The 18,477-nt window shown below is 70.1% G+C and carries 16 protein-coding genes; 6 read left to right on the top strand and 10 right to left on the bottom strand.

What is annotated here, in order from left to right; genetic code table 11:
- Positions 1-2 precede the first annotated feature (2 nt).
- Genes ACFXI3_RS32495 through ACFXI3_RS32485 form a run of 3 tightly spaced genes read right to left on the bottom strand, consistent with a single transcriptional unit; the run spans position 3 to position 3,650 of the window.
- Positions 3-1,691 (bottom strand): ABC transporter substrate-binding protein, encoded by a 1,689-nt coding sequence (locus ACFXI3_RS32495; protein ID WP_378404724.1) that lies wholly within the window; start codon positions 1,689-1,691, stop codon positions 3-5.
- A 19-nt stretch (positions 1,692-1,710) separates the two neighbouring features.
- Entirely contained in the window at positions 1,711-2,712 is a 1,002-nt protein-coding gene (locus tag ACFXI3_RS32490; RefSeq protein WP_378404723.1) for an ABC transporter permease, read from the bottom strand.
- A complete protein-coding gene (locus ACFXI3_RS32485; RefSeq protein WP_378404721.1) occupies positions 2,709-3,650 on the bottom strand; it encodes an ABC transporter permease in 942 nt (313 codons plus the stop codon). The genes ACFXI3_RS32490 and ACFXI3_RS32485 overlap by 4 nt, the downstream gene beginning before the upstream one ends.
- Before the next feature lie 322 nt (positions 3,651-3,972).
- Here ACFXI3_RS32485 and ACFXI3_RS32480 point away from each other — a divergent pair, with 322 nt between their 5' ends.
- Positions 3,973-4,623, top strand: coding sequence for a S1 family peptidase (locus ACFXI3_RS32480; RefSeq protein WP_378404719.1), 651 nt, complete (start codon positions 3,973-3,975; stop codon positions 4,621-4,623).
- Between the two features lie 100 nt (positions 4,624-4,723).
- Here the strand turns inward: ACFXI3_RS32480 and ACFXI3_RS32475 are convergent, their stop codons facing one another.
- A complete protein-coding gene (locus ACFXI3_RS32475; protein WP_378404717.1) occupies positions 4,724-5,239 on the bottom strand; it encodes a GNAT family N-acetyltransferase in 516 nt (171 codons plus the stop codon).
- 55 nt (positions 5,240-5,294) lie between these two features.
- Positions 5,295-6,881, bottom strand: a complete 1,587-nt coding sequence (locus ACFXI3_RS32470; protein ID WP_378404715.1) for an acyl-CoA synthetase — start codon at positions 6,879-6,881, stop codon at positions 5,295-5,297.
- A gap of 89 nt (positions 6,882-6,970) precedes the next feature.
- Between ACFXI3_RS32470 and ACFXI3_RS32465 the strand changes: the two genes are divergently transcribed.
- Positions 6,971-9,166, top strand: a complete 2,196-nt coding sequence (locus tag ACFXI3_RS32465; RefSeq protein WP_378404713.1) for a protein kinase — start codon at positions 6,971-6,973, stop codon at positions 9,164-9,166.
- Between the two features lie 4 nt (positions 9,167-9,170).
- Here the strand turns inward: ACFXI3_RS32465 and ACFXI3_RS32460 are convergent, their stop codons facing one another.
- From ACFXI3_RS32460 to ACFXI3_RS32450, 3 genes are read right to left on the bottom strand one after another with little or no spacing between them, the layout of a single operon-like run.
- Positions 9,171-9,623, bottom strand: coding sequence for a hypothetical protein (locus ACFXI3_RS32460; RefSeq protein ID WP_378404711.1), 453 nt, complete (start codon positions 9,621-9,623; stop codon positions 9,171-9,173).
- 40 nt (positions 9,624-9,663) lie between these two features.
- On the bottom strand, positions 9,664-10,029 hold the full coding sequence (locus ACFXI3_RS32455; RefSeq protein ID WP_354734820.1) for a YrdB family protein: 366 nt from the start codon (positions 10,027-10,029) through the stop codon (positions 9,664-9,666).
- Positions 10,030-10,088: 59 nt separating this feature from the next.
- A complete protein-coding gene (locus ACFXI3_RS32450; RefSeq protein WP_378404709.1) occupies positions 10,089-11,399 on the bottom strand; it encodes a lysozyme in 1,311 nt (436 codons plus the stop codon).
- A gap of 653 nt (positions 11,400-12,052) precedes the next feature.
- Between ACFXI3_RS32450 and ACFXI3_RS32445 the strand changes: the two genes are divergently transcribed.
- From ACFXI3_RS32445 to ACFXI3_RS32430, 4 genes are read left to right on the top strand one after another with little or no spacing between them, the layout of a single operon-like run.
- Positions 12,053-13,345, top strand: coding sequence for a sugar ABC transporter substrate-binding protein (locus ACFXI3_RS32445; RefSeq protein ID WP_378404707.1), 1,293 nt, complete (start codon positions 12,053-12,055; stop codon positions 13,343-13,345).
- Positions 13,342-14,328, top strand: a complete 987-nt coding sequence (locus tag ACFXI3_RS32440; RefSeq protein ID WP_344275770.1) for a sugar ABC transporter permease — start codon at positions 13,342-13,344, stop codon at positions 14,326-14,328. Before ACFXI3_RS32445 ends, ACFXI3_RS32440 begins: the two co-directional genes overlap by 4 nt.
- Positions 14,325-15,155, top strand: coding sequence for a carbohydrate ABC transporter permease (locus ACFXI3_RS32435; protein ID WP_378404705.1), 831 nt, complete (start codon positions 14,325-14,327; stop codon positions 15,153-15,155). The genes ACFXI3_RS32440 and ACFXI3_RS32435 overlap by 4 nt, the downstream gene beginning before the upstream one ends.
- Entirely contained in the window at positions 15,152-16,630 is a 1,479-nt protein-coding gene (locus tag ACFXI3_RS32430; protein ID WP_378404703.1) for a glycoside hydrolase family 3 protein, read from the top strand. Before ACFXI3_RS32435 ends, ACFXI3_RS32430 begins: the two co-directional genes overlap by 4 nt.
- 81 nt (positions 16,631-16,711) lie before the next feature.
- On the opposite strand, the gene ACFXI3_RS32425 is transcribed toward ACFXI3_RS32430, so the two are convergent.
- Complete coding sequence (locus ACFXI3_RS32425; protein WP_344275778.1) at positions 16,712-17,050, bottom strand: P-II family nitrogen regulator; 339 nt, start codon at positions 17,048-17,050, stop codon at positions 16,712-16,714.
- A complete protein-coding gene (locus ACFXI3_RS32420) occupies positions 17,047-18,357 on the bottom strand; it encodes an ammonium transporter (RefSeq protein ID WP_378404701.1) in 1,311 nt (436 codons plus the stop codon). The genes ACFXI3_RS32425 and ACFXI3_RS32420 overlap by 4 nt, the downstream gene beginning before the upstream one ends.
- Between the last annotated feature and the right edge of the window lie 120 nt (positions 18,358-18,477).

Here is an 18,477-nt window from a genome sequence, read left to right as displayed (position 1 = left end):
GATTACTTCGCCAGGCCCATCTGGAGGTAGTTCGGGTACGCCGGGAACGCGCCGATCGCGAAATTGCCGACCTTCGCGCCGTGCAGGAACGAGTTGCGCGTGTAGATCAGCGGGATCACCGGCGAGTCCTGCATGATCCGCTTGTCCGCCTTGGCCCACAGCTTCCCGGCCGCCGTCGGGTCGACCGTGCCCTGCGCCTGCGCGATCAGCGCGTCCACCTCGGGCACCGAGTAGCGTGCCTCGTTGTAGCCGCCGTTGCCGATCTCCGAGGTGCCGAACAGCGGCTCGATGTTGGCGTTGGCGCTCGGGAAGTCCGGCTGCCACGAGCCCAGAGTCAGGTCGTAGTTGCCGTCATTGCCGGTGACTAGCGTGGTCCACGCTTCGTCGTCGAGCGGACGCAGCTTCGTGCGGATTCCCGCTCGCTGCAGCGCGGCCTGGATCGCCTGCGCTTTGTCCGCCTCGTTGTTCGCCGTCGACACCGGGAAGTCCAGGTTGTCGATGCCGTTCGGGAAACCCGCCTCGGCGAGCAGCTGCTTCGCCTTCGCGACGTCGCCGTTCGGCGGGGCCGGGTAGAGGTCGTACACCTCGCGCCCGGCGATGCCCTCGGTGATCAGCGTCGTGGCGATCGGGCCGGCCAGGTCCGCGCTGCCCGCGGCGGCGACCTGGTAGGCGGTCTTGTCCACGGCGTACTGGAACGCCTGGCGCACCTTGGGATTCGCCAGCGGGCCGCGCTTGGTGTTCAGCGCGAGGTAGGCCAGCGCGCCGGACTTCGACGTGACGAGCTGGTTCTTCGCCGCCGGGTTCGTGCGGATCTGCGCCAGCTGCGCCGGGTTCACGAACGACGAGCCGAACGCGAACGCGTCGTTGCCCTGGCTGGCCAGCAGCCGCTTCGCGACGACGCCGGTGTCCTGGCCCATCTGGATCACGACCGCGTCCGGCAGGCCGGTGCGCGCGAGGTCGGTCTTGGCGTCCCAGTTCGGGTTCCGGACGAACTTGACCTGGACGCCCTTCTGGTACGACTCGACCTGGTACGGGCCGGACGCTACCGGCTTCGTGTCGTAGGTCGCGTCGGTCCCCTTGCCCTTCGGCACCGGCGCGAACGCGGGCATGCTCGCGATCCACGGCCAGTCGCCGTACGGCCGGGCCAGGTGGAACACGATCGTCTTCGGGTCCGGCGTCTCGATCGACGCGAGCTCGCCGCCCTTGAACGGGCCCTTGTATCCGGCCGCGCCGTCGAGCAGGTTCTTGTGGTAGCTCAGGCCGCCGGAGAACGCCGGATCGAACGACCGCTCGATGCCGTGCTTGATCTCGGCGCTGGTGATCGGCGTGCCGTCGGCCATCTTCAGGCCGTCCTTGAGCGTGTAGGTCCAGGTCTTGCCGTCCGCGCTCGCCCGGCCGGTGTCGGTGGCGAGGTCCGGGACCACGGTGGCCGGGCCGTCCTCGGCGGTCTTCCACGCGGTGAGCCGCCGGTGGATCAGGCTGATCGTGGTGATCGCCAGGTTCTGGCTCTTCGCCGGGTCGAGGTGCTGCGAGGTGGTGTCGCTGAGGATGTACAGCGTGCCGCCGGACGCCACCGCGACCGCGCCCCCGCCGCCGGACTGCTCGTTCGCGTTGCACGCGGCGAGGAACGCCCCTGCCCCGGTGACCGTGGCGGTGATGCCCAGCGCCTTCAGGAAGTCCCTGCGATCCATGGTTTTTCCGTTCCCTTTCTCAAGAACCGAGCCGAGCACGGGGGTCGAGGACCCCGTAGAGCACGTCCACCGCGAAGTTCGCGAGAACGACGAAGAAGGCGGCGAACAGGCTGACGCCCATCAGCACCGGTAGGTCCACCTGGTGCACGGCGTCGACGAGCAGCCCGCCGAGACCCGGCAGCGCGAACACCCGCTCGGTGATCACCGCGCCGCCGAGCAGCGCGCCGAGGTCGACCGCGAACACCGTCACCACCGGCAGCAACACGTTGCGCAGCGCGTATTTCCCGACGACGGTCCGCTCCGGCAGGCCGACCGCCCGCGCGGTGCGGATGAAGTCCTCGCCCATGATTTCGAGCATCTGGCCGCGCGAGAGCCGGGCGTACACCGCGGCGTTGATGAACGCCAGCACCAGCCACGGCAGCACGAGGTGCCACGCCCAGTCGACCGGGCTTTGCGCGAACGTCACGTAGCCGCTCACCGGCACCACGTCGAGGGTGAAGCCGAAGAGCAGAATTCCCAGCAGCCCCACCAGGTACGCGGGCGCGGACACCCCGGCGAGCGTCACCGTCATCGCGGCCCGGTCGGCGAACTTGCCGCGGCGCAGCGCGGAGAACACGCCGGTCGCGACGCCGGCGATCAGCCAGATCACCGACGCGCCGATGGCCAGCGAAACCGTGATCGGCAACCGGTCGCCGATCAGCGCCAGCACCGGTTCGCTCTGCTGGAAGGAATACCCGAAGCAGGGCGCGGAGCAGACGATCGCCGTCACGCCGGTGCCGAACGTGCGGCCGGTGAAGATGCCGCCGAGGAAGTCGAAGTACTGCTGGATCCACGGCTTGTCGAAGCCCATGAACTCCCGCGCCAGCGCCAGGTTCTCCGGCGTGCACGGCTTGCCGCAGGACATGAACGCCGGGTCGGTGGGCAGCAGGTAGAACACCGCGAAGGTGCCGAAGCTGACCACGAGCAGCACGCCGACCATGCCCAGCAGGCGGATGCCCACGAAACGCAGAGTGCGGTTCACCGGCGCACCGCCGTCTTCGGGTCGAGCGCGTCGCGCAGCCCGTCGCCGAGCATGTTGAACGCCAGCGTCGCGACGAACAGCGCGGCGCCGGGGAAAATGAGGAACATCGGATCGGTCTGCACCCAGTTGATCGCGTCGCTGATGGAACGGCCCCAGCTCGGCGTCGGCGGCGGGATGCCGACGCCGAGGAACGACAGCGCGGCTTCCAGGCCGATGTTGGCCGGGATGCTCACCGTCGCCAGCACGATGATCGGCGCCCACAGGTTCGGCAGCAGCTCGCGGCGGAACACGTGCGCGCCGCCCGCGCCGAGTGCGCGGGCCGCCTTGACGAAGTCGCGGTTGCGCAGGCTCAGCGTCTGCGCGCGGACCACCCGGGCCACGCGCGGCCAGCCGAACAGGCCGATCACCGCGATCAGCAGCAGCGGCCGCGGGATGGACTGCGGGGCGACCGCGCCGAGCGCGATCATGAAGATCAGCTGCGGGAATCCGAGGAGCACGTCGGTCACCCGGCTCACCACGGTGTCCCACCAGCCGCCGACGTACCCGGCGCTCGCCCCGAGCAGCACGCCCAGCAGCATCGACACCGCGGTCGCGGCGAGCCCGATCAGGAACGACGTGCGCGCGCCGTACGCGACGACCGCGAAGAGGTCCCGCCCGGTCAGCGGTTCGACGCCGAACCAGTGGCTTCCGCTGATCCCGCCGAGGAATCCCGCGCCGGTGCCGTCGGCCGGATTGAGCAGTTCGGTGTGGTAGGTGTACGGATCCTGGCCCTCGATCAGGGCGAGCAGGGGAGCCGCGAGAGCGGTGACGATCACCAGCACGATGACGACCGCGCTGGCTTGCGCCCAGCGGTCGTGCCGCAGCGCGCGCCACAGGTTCCGGGAGGCCGGAGCGGCCGCCGGGACCCCAGCGCCGCCCGGGGACAGGATGTCGGACAACGGTTCCCTATGCAGATCAGCGTTACTTGACGACGTGACAGTAAAGAACGCGAAGGAAATTCACCACGACGGCGGCGCCCGTCCCGGATCGTGAGACATCGCCGACGTCACACCTCCCCCGGGAGTTCGTGCTGTTCGCGCAGGTCACCGGCGGTCGCGCGGCCCGGGTCAGTGTGCCGTGCGGACAGGCGTCCGGCCAGTGTTGTTGTCACCCGTTCGGAGGCAGTCCCGGGGCAGCAGGCTGACTCGGTTTGTGCCGCCGTCCGCCCGGCGCTGGACTGGCCGCACGTAGCCAGTCTCCTGTGGACGGAAGGACCTGCCGATGTTTCGCTGCTCGCGCCGCAAGCTGACCGGAGTGCTGATTGCCGCGGCTTCGGCCGCCTTGCTGATCAGCCCTCCCGCCTCGGCGGTCACCGCGGCGGTGAACGGCGGCGACGCGATGTACACCGTCTCGCCGGGGCCCGGGCGCGAGCCTTACTACTGCTCCGCCGGGTTCGCGATCCTCGTCAAGGACGTCCGGTACCTCCTCACCGCGGGGCACTGCACCGAGCACGGGCTCGATTGGAAAGACATCGGCCGCAACGTGGACAGCCACTTCCCGGTGACCGACTACGGCCGCGTCGAGAACCCGTCCGGCTCCGGGCACAGCCGGGTCGATCTTTACGACGGCAGCACCCAGCGGATCCTGCGCGCGGGCACGCCGGCGGTGGGACAGCTGGTGTGCCGGAGCGGCATGACCACGAAGAAGACGTGCGGAAAGGTCTTGGGCCTCAACCAGACCGTGAACTTCGGCGACGGCAAGCAGGTGGTGGGGACGATCGCCACCGACATCCCGGTCGGGGCAGGCGACAGCGGCGGCCCGTTGTTCTACGCCGGGGTGGGCTACGGGGTGCTGTCCGGCGGGAACAACCAGGTCAGCTTCTTCCAGCCGTTGCCGCCGGTGCTCGCCGCCTACGGGGCCACGCTCGCCTGATCTTCGGGTTCGTGAGGGGAACCCTGACGGACTCTGATTCCGTGAAGGTTCCCCTCACGGACTTCTCTGGGTGTGGGGACGCCCAAGCTGGGCGCGAAGGCTACGCGACGGCGTCCGCGTCGAGAGCGATCCAAAACCGGTCCTCGCCGCGCCTTCGGCCGTCCGGGACCCCGCCGTTGGACAGGATCGCCCGGCGCGAACGCTCGTTGTCCGTCTCGCAGGTCAGCAGCACGCGGTCGAGCCCGAGCCGGCGGCACTCCACGAGCCCGGCCGTCAGCATCCGCGTCGCGTGGCCTTGTCCGCGCCACGGGGAAACCACGTGGTACCCGATGTGGCCGCCTGCCTCGGCGAGGTCGGCGGTGAGTTCGTGCCGCACGACCAGAGTGCCCAGGTAGTACTCGCCGGAGACGTACCAGAAGAGCGTGGAGGGCACTCCCCAGCGCGGCTGCACCTCGCGCCGCGCGGCGACGAACCCGGCGAAGTCAACGCTCGCCGCGTCCAGCCAGTCGGTCGGACGGCCTTCGTACAGGCAATCCACCTGCTCGCCGACGAGGTACGACGTGCGCACCTCAACCGTGGGCAGGACAAGGCGGGGCGGCTCGACGAGACGGATCATCGGCCCAGTCTCGCTGTCGATCGCCCGGCGCACAGCTTATTTTCGCCTCCGGGAGTCAGCCCTGCGCGAGCCCGGCGTGCCCCTCGCGCAGCGCTCGCTTGACGATCTTCCCGCTCGGGTTCTTCGGCAGCGCGTCCACGAACACCACGTACTTCGGGCACTTGTAGCTCGCCAGGTGTTCGCGGGCGTGCGCGAGAACCTCGGCCTCGGTGAGCATGACGCCTTCGCGCGGCACGATCGCCGCGGTAACCGCCTCGATCCAATGTGGATGCGACACCCCGAACACGGCGACCTCGGCGATCCCGTCGAGCAGGTACAGCGCTTCCTCGACCTCGCGGCTCGCGACGTTCTCGCCGCCGGTCTTGATCATGTCCTTCTTCCGGTCCACCACGGACAGGTAGCCCTCGTCGTCGAGCACGCCGAGGTCGCCCGAATGGAACCAGCCGCCTTCGAAGGCCGCGGCGGTTTTCTCCTCGTCCTCGTAGTAGCCGAGCGTCGCGTGCGGGCTGCGGTGCACGATCTCGCCGACCTCTCCAGGCGGCAGCTCGCGGCCGTCCTCGTCGACGATCCGGGTCTCGACGTTGATCGACGCCCGGCCCGCCGAACCCGCCTTCGCGAGCTGTTCGTGCGGACGCAGGATCGTGGCCAGCGGGGCCATTTCGGTCTGGCCGTAGAAGTTCCACAGCTGCACGTCCGGCAGCCGGCGCGAGAGCTCGCGCAGCACCTCGGCGGGCATCGGCGACGCGCCGTAGTAGCCCTTCCGCAGGCTCGACAGGTCCGTCGTGTCGAACGCTGGGTGCCGCAGCAGCGAGATCCACACCGTCGGCGGCGCGAACAGCTTCGTGGCGCGTTCGCGTTCCACCGCGGCCAGCAGCGCCGCCGGGTCCGGGCCGGGCAGGATCACGCTCGTCGCGCCGAGGTAGACGTCGACCGACAGGAAGCAGTCCAGCTGCGCGCAGTGGTAGAGCGGCAGGGAATGCACCTCGATGTCGTCGCTGGTCATGCTGCCGTCAAGCGCACATGAGACATACTGCGCGATGAGTGACCGGCTCGACAGCAGCACGCCCTTCGGCCGCGATTCGGTGCCGGAGGTGTACATCAGCCGCAGCGGATCGTCGTCCGCGACGAGCACCGCCGGAGCGGTTTCGTCGCCGGGCTCGTCGATCCAGTCCGCGACGCTCTCCCAATCGCCCGTGCCGCCGATCCGCCCGCGCAGGACATCGGTGCGGCCCGAGCGCTTCAACGCCTCCGCCGCGGTGTCGAGCAGCGCGTCCTCGGCGATCAGCCCGGACACTCCGGCGTGGCCGAGGATGAACGCGACTTCCTCCGCGCCGAGCATGAAGTTCACCGGCACCAGCACCACGCCCAGCTTGGCCGTGGCGAACACGAGCACCGCGTACTCCCAGCAGTTGCGGCTGAGCAGCGCGAGCCGGTCGCCCTTCGCGAGACCGCGTTCGGCGAGCCGGTGCGCGCAGCGGTTGACCGCCGCGTCGAACTCGCGGTAGGTCGCCCGTCGCTCGCCGGAGACGATCGCGAGCTTGTCCGGGAGGCGCAACGCGGTGCGCCGCACGAGATCCCCGACGGAATGCTGGCGGGCGTGCTGGATCGCTTCCGCCGTTTCGGCGCTGAACGGGCTCGGCATAGCCGGAGTCTCATCCACCGGCGCGGCGTGCGCAAGCAGGACCGGCGGGCGCCCTCGGTAGGCTTTCCGGCACACCTGGGGAGAGGCGAGTGGACGAGACCGAAGCACCGACGCTCGACCGGCCGGACATCACCGGCCGGCTGCCCCGGTACCGGCTCGTCCGCCAGCTCGCGCACACCTGGATGAGCGAGGTCTTCGAAGCGGTCGACACCGCGGACGAGCGGACGGTGGCGCTCAAGGTCGTCGGCCCGGAGTTCCTGGCGGCGCGCGAATCCCGCACCCGCTTCGAGCGCGAAACGCGCATCGCGCTCGAACTCGAGCACCCGAACATCGTTCCGGTGCTCGACGCCGGGTTCACCGACGACGGGCGCCTGGGCTACCTCGCGATGGAGTACATCCGCGGCGCCAATCTCGCGCGGGTGCTCTCCGAGCGGGGCCGGCTGTCGTTCAAGGAGACCGTCGCGATCGGACGCGGGATCGCCGCCGCGCTCGACGCCGCCCACGAACGGCGGCTCGTGCACCGGGACGTCAAACCCGGCAACATCCTCCTCGACGCCCAGGGCCGCCCGTACCTCTGCGACTTCGGCATCGCCCGCCAGCTCGACCTCACCCAGCTGACCCAGACCGGCGCGTTCCTCGGCACCGTCGGCTACGCCGCTCCCGAACAACGCCAGGGCAAACCGGCCACGTCGGCCGCCGACGTCTACTCGCTCGCCTGTGTGCTCCGCGAATGCCTCACCGGTGCTCCCCCGACCCACCACACCCGCCTCCGGCGCCCCGGCGCCAGCGCCCTCCGCCGGTCGCTCCGCCCCGATCCGGCGGCCCGGCATCCGACGTGCACCGCGCTGGTCGAGAACCTGGTCGCCACCGGACACCGGCAGCGGTGGGTGCGCGCCGGAATCCCGGTCGCCGCCGTGGGACTGCTTGTCGCCCAGCTGACCACCGGCGGCCTGTCCGGGCTCGACGACGCCACGCTCGCCCGGCTGCCCGCCGCCCTGCGCGCCGATTGCGCGGCCGCGGACTCGACCGTCGACGGCGCGACCGCGACTGTCACCTGCCGCGATCCGTCCGGGCGCGCAGCCACCACCTCGCTTTACGCAGATCCGAAACAGGCCGCGGACGCCTACTCGGCCGCCTTGTCCCGTGCCGGAGTGTCTGCCGGACAAGGAGACTGCTCCGTCGCGGCTGAGGCAGAACACCGTTACCCGGCAACCGGGCCCGCTCTCGGCCGGGTCTTCTGCCTATCCGGCGCCGGAGAGTCCATTGTGGTCTGGAAGGACGACGCCGCGCGCGCGGTCACCACCGTCCGGACCTCGGCGAACGACGACGCGGCTTTGCGGGCCGCCTGGGCCGGTTGGACCGGCGCATCGGCTTTCCCGACCCCGGACGAAGAAGCCCTCACGAAGATCGCCGCCGGAAACAAGTGCCACCGCGCACCACCGGCGGATCTCGGCGCCTACCCCGGAGCCATCGCCGGAATCGCCTGCACGCCACGCGGAACCGGCGCGCGCGATGTCTCCTACTACCGCTTCGCCGACACCCGGACCCTGCGCAACGACTTCGACAGTCTCGTCGCCGCCGCGAAGGCACCGAGCGGGAAACCTTGTCCAGGGGCATCCCTGAGCACCACCCGCTTCGACTGGCTGAGTGTCGACCTCGGGCAGGTGCTCTGCCGTCCCGGCCGCGAAGGCACCGTCGCGCTCGACTGGAGCCTCGATTCCTTCCGCCTCGTCGGCCATGTCACCGGCGCCGACGCGACGACCACCGGCGGATGGTGGTCGGAGTGGCATCTCGCGCCGCTGAACCAGATCGTCGCGCAGGTCAACCGCGAGTCCTCCCCTGCGTTCCCGACCCCGGCCGAAAACGCGCTGTTGCAACGGATCCCGCCAGCGTCGCGGATCAACTGCGTGCGCCCGTCCGCGGATCAGCGCTGGAAGGACCTCGGCGCTGTGCAGGCCGATGCCGCTGTCGCCTGTGGACAGACCAGCGGCGCCGGCCTCGTCGTCTACTACCAGCTTCCGGACGCCGCCACGATGAATCAGGTCTTCAACAGCACCGAGACCACCGAAAAGGCGTGCACCGACCAGCCGGCCGACTTCACCGCCGACCGCCCCTACTCTCGCGACGGCCGCACCGGACGGCTGGCCTGCGCGACGCTCACGCCGAGCGGCGAGCGTTATCTCAAGTGGACAGACGACCAGTCGAGGATCCTCGCGATCGCCCATCGCGGCACCGAACCGTTCGCGATGATGGACTGGTGGACCCACGACTCCGGCCCGTCCTGAGCGCTCAGCCCTGCACCGAACCGCCAACCGAGGCCGACCCGGTGACGTTCCCGGACCCGCCGCTCGCGGTGTGCGCGGACTCCTTGCCGTCGACCACCGAATACATCTCCACGTGGCCGCTCGCGCCGGAATAGGTGATCTCCAGCGTCCACTGGTGCGGTTTCCCGTCCGCGGGCACGGTGAGCGACTGCCGCCACGGCATCTTCACCGGCCCGGTTTCCTTGGCGGCGCCGTCCAAGGTGTAGGTGACCTGTTTCAGCGAACCGGAACCGGTCGCGTTCAGCACGAGCGTGTGCGGCTGGCGGTCCGGCACCGATTCCTTCGCGGGCGCGGCGGACGAAGACGGCGGCACCGGTTCGGGCGCGGGAGCCGGGGCGGGGCTGCCCGAGCACGCCGTCAACGCGGCGAGCAGCGCGACCGGGGCGAGCAATGTCCGAGCAGCGATACGAAAATCCATGCGCGCACCGTACGGAGCGACCGCGGGGACCGGTCCCGGCTCAGCCGTCCTTCGCCCACACCCGCACGGCCACCGCGACGGCGATCCCGACAACGCCGAGCACAATCCCCGCGACCAGCAGCCCGGACGCGATCAACCCGAGCGCCGCGACCGCGAACAGCCCGAACTCCAGGAAGAACCGCGTCGGCTCCGGGCTGCGCCGCTTGGCCCGCGGCGCGATCACGAGCCCCCAGATCACCGCCGCCAGCGCCGGCCACAGCACCGCCGCCAGGATGTCGAGGAACACGTTCCCGCCGAGCCGCGCGCCGGCGACCGCGAGACCGGCGAGCAGCGCCAGCTCGGTCAGGAAGCGGATGACGAGCACCGCGCCGGGGAAACCGCGCAATTCGGGTCGAGTGGTGGTCACGGCAGGAGCCTAACGGCCGGGCCCGCGCTCCGTGCGCGGAGTCGCGGACCCGGCCGGAATCAGCGCCGGGCGACCATCCGGGACAGCGTCATCAGGATCGCCCCGAACACCAGCAGCGCCGCACCGAACACCGCGAGCCGAGGAGTGCTCACCCCGGTCTTCGCCAAAGCCTGCTGCTTCGGCTGCGAAGCTTCCGGCGCGGAGGTCTGCGTCGGCTGGCTGGTCGTGACCTTCTGCGGGGCCGAGGCCTTCGGCGTCACCTTCGCGACCTCGTGGACGCGGGCGGTGAGCGAGTCGGCGTGCTTGGCGTCCGACAGCGATCCCGGCGGGTTCGCCTGCTTGCCGCCCGCCCAGACGAGACCGCTGATGTCCTTCTTCGGCGTGGTCGAAGAAGTCGATGCCGGCGGCTTAGTGGCGGAAGAGGTCGAGGACGCCGGGCTGCTCGACGTCGTCGGGCTCGCCTTCGTACTCGTCGTCGGCGACGTGGTGGGCGAACTCGTCGGTGTCTTGGTCGGGGTCTTGGTCGGCGTCTTGGTCGCCGAGGAGTTCGGCGGCGCGCTCGTGGTCGGCGTCGGCGGCTTCGTCGAAGTGGTCGGCTTCGGCGGCGCCGGAGCCTCGCTCTTCGGAGCGTCGCCGCCGGCGAACTTGATCAACTGCTCCATCGAACCGTTGAACGAGTCCTGGTCGCCGGGCTTGTTGCCGGAGTCCGAGTACTGCCACACCGTGTAGTACCGCCAGCCCGAGGGCAGCGGGCCCGCGCTCTGCGCGTACCGGGCGATGAACAGCGGATGCGTGTCGCCGAACGCGTTCGAGTTGCCGGTGCAGGTCTTCCACCAGTCGGTGGTGGTGTAGAGCATCGGCCAGCGCGACGTTTTCGCGTGCAGCCGCTCGGAGAACGACCGCACCCACGACACCATCGCCGACTGCGACAGGCCGAAGCAGGTCGAGCCGTACGGGTTGTATTCGATGTCCAGCATCGGCGGCATGGTGCGGCCGTCCGCGGACCAGCCGCCGCCGTGCGCGACGAAGTAGTCCGCCTGCGTCGCGCCGTCGGACACGTCCGGACGCGCGAAGTGGTACGCGCCGCGGATCATCCCGACGTCGTAAGAACCGTTGTACTGCTGCGCGAAGTACGGGTTCAGGTACCCGGTTCCCTCGGTCGCCTTGACATACGCGAAGCGCGCGCCCGCGTTCCAGGCGCCCTTCCAGTCCACATTGCCCTGGTGCCCGGACACGTCCATGCCCGGCACCTCGGCAGATGCCGCCACCGCCTGGGGCGCGTGCAGCAGCCCCAACGCTCCGACCGCAGCTACCGCTGCCGCCGCGACGACCGCACCCGCCCGAGCCGCTATCCGCCCGGAGCCCGTCATCCTCTACTCCCTCTTCTTTTCCCGCCCTGGGAGCGCTCCGGCCGTCCGCCTCTCTTCCCCAAGAGCGGCACCGGATCACCTGGGCGAGCCCCAGTGTGTGTGACACGCGGGACGCCTGTAAACCACTGGGAGTGATGTGACGCGTGGTACACAAGAGGTTTTCCGAGGTCACCGGGGGTACGGCCGGTGCGGGGCGGGATGAAACTCACCCACCCCGGGTCACTGTCGGCAGCGGGCCCGGCACTCGTCGCAGTGGGTAATCAGGCCGCCTCGGCCGGGGCGGAGCAACGCCGGGGAGCCGAACGGCGGACACCGCGGTTTGTCATCGCGCAAGGGCCGAAGGTCGGTCGTCCGGACCCGCCGGGGACTCGCCCGGGCCGCGCGACACGCCCGGCCCGGCGAGCCGTTCACGAACAACTCCCCCGCGCCGGAAACCCTTGCCCGCACTGCGGAAACCGGCCGCTACCAGCGCTTTCCGCCCGAACGCCGGTAATCGTCCGGCCACACAGCGTCAACCAGGCAGACGTCTTCGCAACATCTTGGCAACCGGCTTGACACCGGCTGTGGTCCGGACCACCCTGCAGGACATTGGTCTACACCATTTGTCATTCAGCCCCGGTCGCCGACGACCGGGCACCGAAAGGACGAGACACGTGAAGCGCTGGCTCAAGCTGGCGGCGGGAGCCGCCGCCATCACGCTCGCCACGGCCGGGTGTGCCGGCTCCGGCGGGAGTGAGAACGCCTCGAGCGCTGGGGGCGCGCAGGACGGCAAGCTGACGGTCTGGCTGATGACCGGCTCCGCGCCGGACAGCCTGACCGCCGCCCTGAACAAGGAATTCGAGGCCGCCCACCCCGGCGTCAAGGTCGACTACCAGATCCAGCAGTGGAACGGCATCCAGCAGAAGCTGACCACCGCGCTGGCGAGCGACACGCCGCCGGACGTCATCGAGGTCGGCAACACCCAGACCCCCGCGTTCGCCGCGCAGGGCGTGCTGGCCGACCTCTCCGGCGACGTCAACAACCTCAACGGCGGGCAGTGGCTCGCCGGGCTCAAGGCGTCCGGCCAGTACGACGGCAAAACCGTCGGCGTGCCGTTCTACGCCGCGAACCGCGTCGTGATGTACCGCAAGGACATGTTCGAGCAGGCCGGCATCACCCAGCCGCCCGCGTCGAACGACGAATGGCTCGCCGACATCGCGAAGCTGAAGACGAAGTTCGGCAGCGACCCGCAGTTCCAGCCGCTCTACATGCCGGGCCAGAACTGGTACGCGCTGTCGTCGTTCATCTGGGACAACGGCGGCGACATCGCCAAGGGCGAGGGCAAATCCTTCAAGTCGTCGCTCAACACCCCGGAAGCCAAGGCGGGCCTCGAGTTCTACAAGAAGCTCGTGGACACCTCCGGCACCACCGCGCCGAAGGACAACGACGAGGCCACCCCGCAGCAGGCCGGCATCTACGCCGCGGGCAAGGTCGCCATGTTCATCGGCACCCCGAACGAGGTGGCGACCGCGGCCAAGACCGACCCGGGCATCACCGCGAAGACCGGCGCGTTCCCGATCCCGTCGAAGACTCCCGGCCAGGGCGCGCCGGTGTTCCTCGGCGGCTCGAACCTGCTCGTCCCGCTCAACAGCAAGCACCAGGACCTCGCCAAGGACTACCTGAAGCTGCTGACCAGCACCAAGTACATGACGCAGCTCGCCGCCGGCGGCTACGTGCCGGGCACCTCGACCGACCTCAGCGCGCTCGACAAGGACCCGCTGGGCTCGGTGATGGCGAAGGCGTCGAAGAACGGCCACGCGATGCCGACCAGCCCGAAGTGGGGCGAGGTCGAATCCGGCCAGAACCCGCTGAAGGACATGCTGACCGCTTACCTGACCGGGAAGAAGACTCTCGACCAGGCCGCGGCCGACGCGAACACTGCCCTCGACAAGATCATCGGCGGATGACCGCGACGAAGGACACTCCGGTGCCGGCGGGGGCGACCCCGCCGGCACCGGCGCACGTCGGGGCGGCGCGGAAGCGGGGCAGCGGCTGGTTCAGCGAGCGGCTCATGCCGTACCTGCTGATCCTCCCCGCGCTCGCCGCCGTGCTGGTGCTGCTCGGCTGGCCCACCGTTCAGATGCTCGGCATCAGCCTCCGCCAGCTCGACCTGCGCGAGCTGGTGACCGGCAAGATGGTGTGGATCGGCTTCAAGAACTACACCGACGTGCTGTCCGACCCCGAGTTCTGGGCAGTCGCGCTCCGCACGGTCCTCTTCACCGGCGCGCTCGTCGCCGGAACCCTGCTCGTGGCACTGCTGATCGCGGTGCTGATGCGCCACCTCAACCCGGTGCTGCGGATCTTCGTGCAGGTCTCGCTGGTGCTCGCGTGGGCGGTGCCGGTCATCGCCACCACCACGGTGTTCCAGTGGATCTTCGACCAGCAGTACGGCATCCTCAACAAGACGCTGGACCGGCTGGGCTTCCATTCGTTCATCGGGTATTCGTGGTTCTCCACCGGCACGAGCACGCTCGTGGTGATCGGGCTGCTGGTGCTGTGGCAGGCCGTCCCGTTCGTCGCGTTCACGCTCTACGCGGGCCTCATCGGCGTGCCGCGCGAGCAGTACGAGGCGGCGGGCATCGACGGAGCCGGGCCGTGGCAGACGTTCCGCGCGGTCAGCTGGCCGGCGATCCGGCCGATCCTGACGATGGTGACGTTCCTGTCGATGCTGTGGGACTTCAACATGTTCGCCCAGGTGTGGGCCATCCGCCAGGGCGGCCCGGACGGCGCGAGCACGACGCTGGCGATCATGCAGTACCTCAAGGGCATCGCGGGCAGCCACTTCGGCTCCGCCGCGGCCATCGCCACCATCATGCTGGTGCTGCTCCTGCTGGTCACCGGCCGGTACGTGCAGCTGCTGGTCCGGACGAAGGACGGGGAGATCGCATGAGGAAGTCCCTGCCCGCCCGGGTGCTGGTGTCGATCGCCGGCGTGCTCGTGGCGCTGCTGTTCCTCTTCCCGACGTACTGGATGTTCACGACGTCGCTGAAGACGCCGGGCGACGTGCTGTCGCCGAGGTACGACCTGATCCCGACCTCGGCGACGCTGTCGAACTTCGCGTCGGCGCTGACCAAGCCCGGGTTCGTCACGTACCTGACCAACAGCCTGATCGTGACGCTCGGCGCGGTGCTGGCCGCGCTGGTGGTGGGCGTGCTCGCGGCGATCCCGCTCGCGCGCTTCCGCTTCCGCGGCCGCAAGGGGTTCCTGCTGCTGATCCTGGTGGCGCAGCTGGCCCCGCTCTCGGCGCTGTTCATCCCGATGTACCTGCTGATGCGCGACATCGGGCTGCTGAACACGCTGCCGTCGCTGCTGCTGGTGTACTTCGCGACGTCGCTGCCGTTCACCGTGTGGATGCTCTACGGGTTCGTCAACGGCATCCCGTACGACCTCGAAGAGGCCGCGATGATCGACGGCTGCAGCCGGGTCGGCGCGTTCCGCCGGGTCACGCTGCCGCTGCTCGGGCCGGGCCTGGTGACCACGTCGGTGTTCAGCTTCATCACGGCGTGGAACGAATTCCTGTTCGCGCTGGTGTTCATGCGGGACCAGTCGAAGCAGACGCTGCCGGTGTGGCTGTCGTCGTTCAAGACGGCGTTCTCGATCGACTGGGGCGGCGTCATGGCCGCGTCGGTGATCTACGCGATCCCCGCGGTGATCTTCTTCCTGATCGTGCAACGGAAACTCGTGTCCGGCATGACCGCCGGCGCGGTGAAGGGATGACGGTGGCTGACCTGTCCGAGGTGTCCGGGGTGTCCGACCCGCGCAGACTGGCCGAAGCCGTGCTGCTGCCCGGATTCGCCGGCACGACGGCGCCGGACTGGGTGCGCCGCCGGCTCGCCGAGGGTCTCGGCGGGGTGATCCTGTTCGGCCGCAACGTGGTCGACGACGAGCAGGTCGCCGCGCTCACGTCCGCGCTGCGATCCGAGCGGGACGACGTGGTCGTCGGGATCGACGAGGAAGGCGGCGACGTCACCCGCCTCGACGTCGGCAGGGGCTCGTTCGTGCCCGGCCCGCTCGCGCTGGGCGCGGCCGGGGATCCGGAGCTGACCGCGTCCGTCGCGGCGGCTCTCGGCGAGCGGCTGGCGGCGTGCGGGGTCACGGTCAACCTCGCGCCGTGCGCGGACCTCACGCTCGCCGCGGAGGACCCGGGCATCGGCGTGCGGGCGTTCGGCTCGGATCCGGTGGCGGCTTCGCCGCACGTCGCGGCGTTCGTGACCGGCATGCAGAAGTACGGCGTCGCCGCGTGCGCGAAGCACTTCCCCGGGCACGGCGCGGCGACCGAGGATTCGCACCTCTCGCTGCCGGTGCTGCCGCGGACCGCGGCCGAACTACGGGATGTCGAGCTGGTCCCGTTCGCCGCGGCCATCGAGGCGGGTGTCCGGACGGTCATGTCCGGACACCTCGTGGTCCGGGAATGGGGCGACGAACCGGCGACGTTCAACCGGACCGCGCTGGTCGACGTGCTGCGCGGCGAACTGGGGTTCACCGGAACGGTCATCACGGACGCGTTGGAGATGGGCGCCATCTCCGGGGCGTACGGGCGGCACGACGGGATCGGCGAGGCTTCGGTCCGGGCTCTCCTGGGCGGCGCTGACGCGCTTTGCCTCGGCGGGGCCCCGTTCGAGGCCGAGACGCTGGACCGGACCGCGGACGCGATCGTCGCGGCGGTGGCCAGCGGACGGCTTTCCTTGGAGCGGCTGGCTGACGCCGCTGTCCGGACGGCTTCGCTCGGCACCGCCCCGGCTCCGGCGACGGTGCAGCCGGTGGACTACTCGCTCGGCCTGTCCGCGGCGCGGGCCGCCTTGCGGGTCACCGGCACGCCTCGGCTCACCGGCCCCGCGCTCGTCGTGGACGTGCAGACCGAACCGGGTATCGCCGCCGGTCCGATGCCGTGGGGCCTGGGGGCTCACCTGGCGGAGCTGGTGCCGGGCACTCGGACGCTCTCGGTCTCCCCCGACGACGTCTCGACGGTCCTGGCGGAGGCGTCGTCTGTCGACAGCGTTGTCGTGGTGACCCGGGAGGCGCACCGGCACCCGGCGGTGCGGGAATTCCTGACCGGACTGTCCACTGTGGACTACATCCGGGTCGAAACCGGGGTTCCCGGGCCGGAAACCGGCACCGGACCGCGGCTCGACACCTTCAGCGGCTCCTACGTGAGCCTGCGCGCCGCGGCGGAGTACCTCGCTCGCTCCTGACGTCGTCCGTGAGGGGAACCCTGAGGGACTCTGATTCCCTCAGGGTTCCCCTCACGGACCGAAAGGTGCGGGCGGCCGGGCCTACAGCGCGTCGCGGCCGCGCTCTCCGGTGCGGACGCGGACGACGGTCTCCACCGGCGTGACCCAGATCTTGCCGTCGCCGATCTTGCCGGTGTGCGCGGTGTCCTGCACCGTCCGCAGCGCGGCGTCGACCTGGTCGTCGTCGAGGAGGATCTCCAGGCGGTACTTGGTGATGAAATCGACCGCGTACTCCGCGCCCCGGTAGATCTCGGTGTGGCCCTTCTGCCTGCCGTATCCGCGGACCTCGCTGACGGTCATCCCGGCGACGCCGAGTTCCTGCAGCGCGATCCGGACGTCGTCCAGCACGAACGGTTTGACGACGGCGGTCAGCAGCTTCATCGGTTCTCCTCGCGCGCGGGCCGGTGCGATCCGAGCACACCGGCGGGCGCGCTCCCCCGGCGTCCGGACTGGACTGCCAGCTCGTACGCGCCTTCGGCGTGCTCGGCCTCGTCGACGCCGTCGATCTCGGCCTCGCGGTCGATCCGGAATCCCATGAACTTGTGCATGACCCAGCCGATCAGGAAGGTCATCGCCAGCGAATACCCTAGTACCGCCAGCGTTCCGACCGTCTGGCGCCACAGCTGGTCGAATCCGCCGCCGTAGAACAGGCCGTTCGCGCCCTGGGGAGCCACGCTCACCGTCGCGAACAGGCCGATCAGCAACGTCCCCACGAACCCGCCGAGCCCGTGCACCGCGACCACGTCGAGCGAGTCGTCGAAGCCGAACCGGTATTTCAGGCCCACCGCGAACGAGCACACGACGCCCGCCGCGACGCCGATCGCGATCGCGCCGGCCGGTTCGACGTAAGCGCATCCGGGAGTGATCCCCACCAGCCCGGCCACCGCGCCGGACGCGGCGCCGAGCGTGGTCGGCTTCCCGTCGCGGAACTGCTCGACGAGCAGCCAGCCCAGCACCGCGGCCGCTCCGGCGACGGTGGTGTTCAGGAACGAGGTGGCCGCGAGGTTTTTCGCGGCCAGCGCGGAACCGGCGTTGAACCCGAACCAGCCGAACCACAGCAGCCCGGCGCCGAACATCACGAACGGCAGGTTGTGCGGCCGGACGGCCTGCTTCGGCCAGCCGTGCCTGCGGCCGAGCACGATCGCGAGCGCCAGCGCGGCCGCCCCGGAGTTCACCTCGACGACGGTGCCGCCCGCGAAGTCCAGCACGTGCAGCTTGGCCGCGATCCACCCGTCGGGCGCGAAGACCCAGTGCGCCACCGGCAGGTACACCACGGTGACCCACACGACGGAGAACACCGTCCAGGTCCAGAACCTGGCCCGCTCGGCGATCGCGCCGGCCAGCAGCGCCACCGTGATGACCGCGAACATCATCTGGAAGGCGACGAACGCGAACAGCGGCACAGTGGTCCCGCCGAGCGTGACGGTCTGGTCGGCGAGCCCGTGCAGCCCGGCCAGCCGCAGGGTGCCGAGCAGCCCGCCGAACAAGTCGGGGCCGAACGCGAGCGAATACCCGTAGGCCACCCAGACCAGCCCGACGGTGGCGAGGCAGACGAACGTCATCGCCATCACGTTCAGCACGCTCCGGGCGCGCACCATCCCGCCGTAGAACAGCGCGAGACCCGGTGTCATCAGCATGACCAGTGCCGCGCTGACCAGCAACCACGCCGTGCTTCCGGTATCGACCACGGTCGGACACTCCTTGTCGCCTCGTCCGGCCGATCAAGCTAACCGCGCGGTGTTACCGGAATGTTTCCGTCGTGCTTCCGCTACCCGACCCTAGCCCGGCGTAACGGTCCAACCGGGCCG

It is taken from the genome of Amycolatopsis sp. NPDC059235 (assembly GCF_042754125.1).
Taxonomy (GTDB): domain Bacteria; phylum Actinomycetota; class Actinomycetes; order Mycobacteriales; family Pseudonocardiaceae; genus Amycolatopsis; species Amycolatopsis albidoflava.
Note: the sequence above shows the minus strand (reverse complement) of the source record. Positions and strands in the feature narration are given on the sequence as shown.

Excerpts from the sequence above, each read along its gene's own strand:
- ACFXI3_RS32480 (WP_378404719.1), top strand. The coding sequence starts at position 3,973 with ATGTTTCGCTGCTCGCGCCGCAAGCTGACCGGAGTGCTGATTGCCGCG.
- ACFXI3_RS32440 (WP_344275770.1), top strand. The coding sequence starts at position 13,342 with ATGACCGCGACGAAGGACACTCCGGTGCCGGCGGGGGCGACCCCGCCG.
- ACFXI3_RS32495 (WP_378404724.1), bottom strand. The coding sequence starts at position 1,691 with ATGGATCGCAGGGACTTCCTGAAGGCGCTGGGCATCACCGCCACGGTC.
- ACFXI3_RS32430 (WP_378404703.1), top strand. The coding sequence starts at position 15,152 with ATGACGGTGGCTGACCTGTCCGAGGTGTCCGGGGTGTCCGACCCGCGC.
- ACFXI3_RS32450 (WP_378404709.1), bottom strand. The coding sequence starts at position 11,399 with ATGACGGGCTCCGGGCGGATAGCGGCTCGGGCGGGTGCGGTCGTCGCG.
- ACFXI3_RS32425 (WP_344275778.1), bottom strand. The coding sequence starts at position 17,050 with ATGAAGCTGCTGACCGCCGTCGTCAAACCGTTCGTGCTGGACGACGTC.
- ACFXI3_RS32475 (WP_378404717.1), bottom strand. The coding sequence starts at position 5,239 with ATGATCCGTCTCGTCGAGCCGCCCCGCCTTGTCCTGCCCACGGTTGAG.
- ACFXI3_RS32470 (WP_378404715.1), bottom strand. The coding sequence starts at position 6,881 with ATGCCGAGCCCGTTCAGCGCCGAAACGGCGGAAGCGATCCAGCACGCC.
- ACFXI3_RS32460 (WP_378404711.1), bottom strand. The coding sequence starts at position 9,623 with ATGGATTTTCGTATCGCTGCTCGGACATTGCTCGCCCCGGTCGCGCTG.
- ACFXI3_RS32435 (WP_378404705.1), top strand. The coding sequence starts at position 14,325 with ATGAGGAAGTCCCTGCCCGCCCGGGTGCTGGTGTCGATCGCCGGCGTG.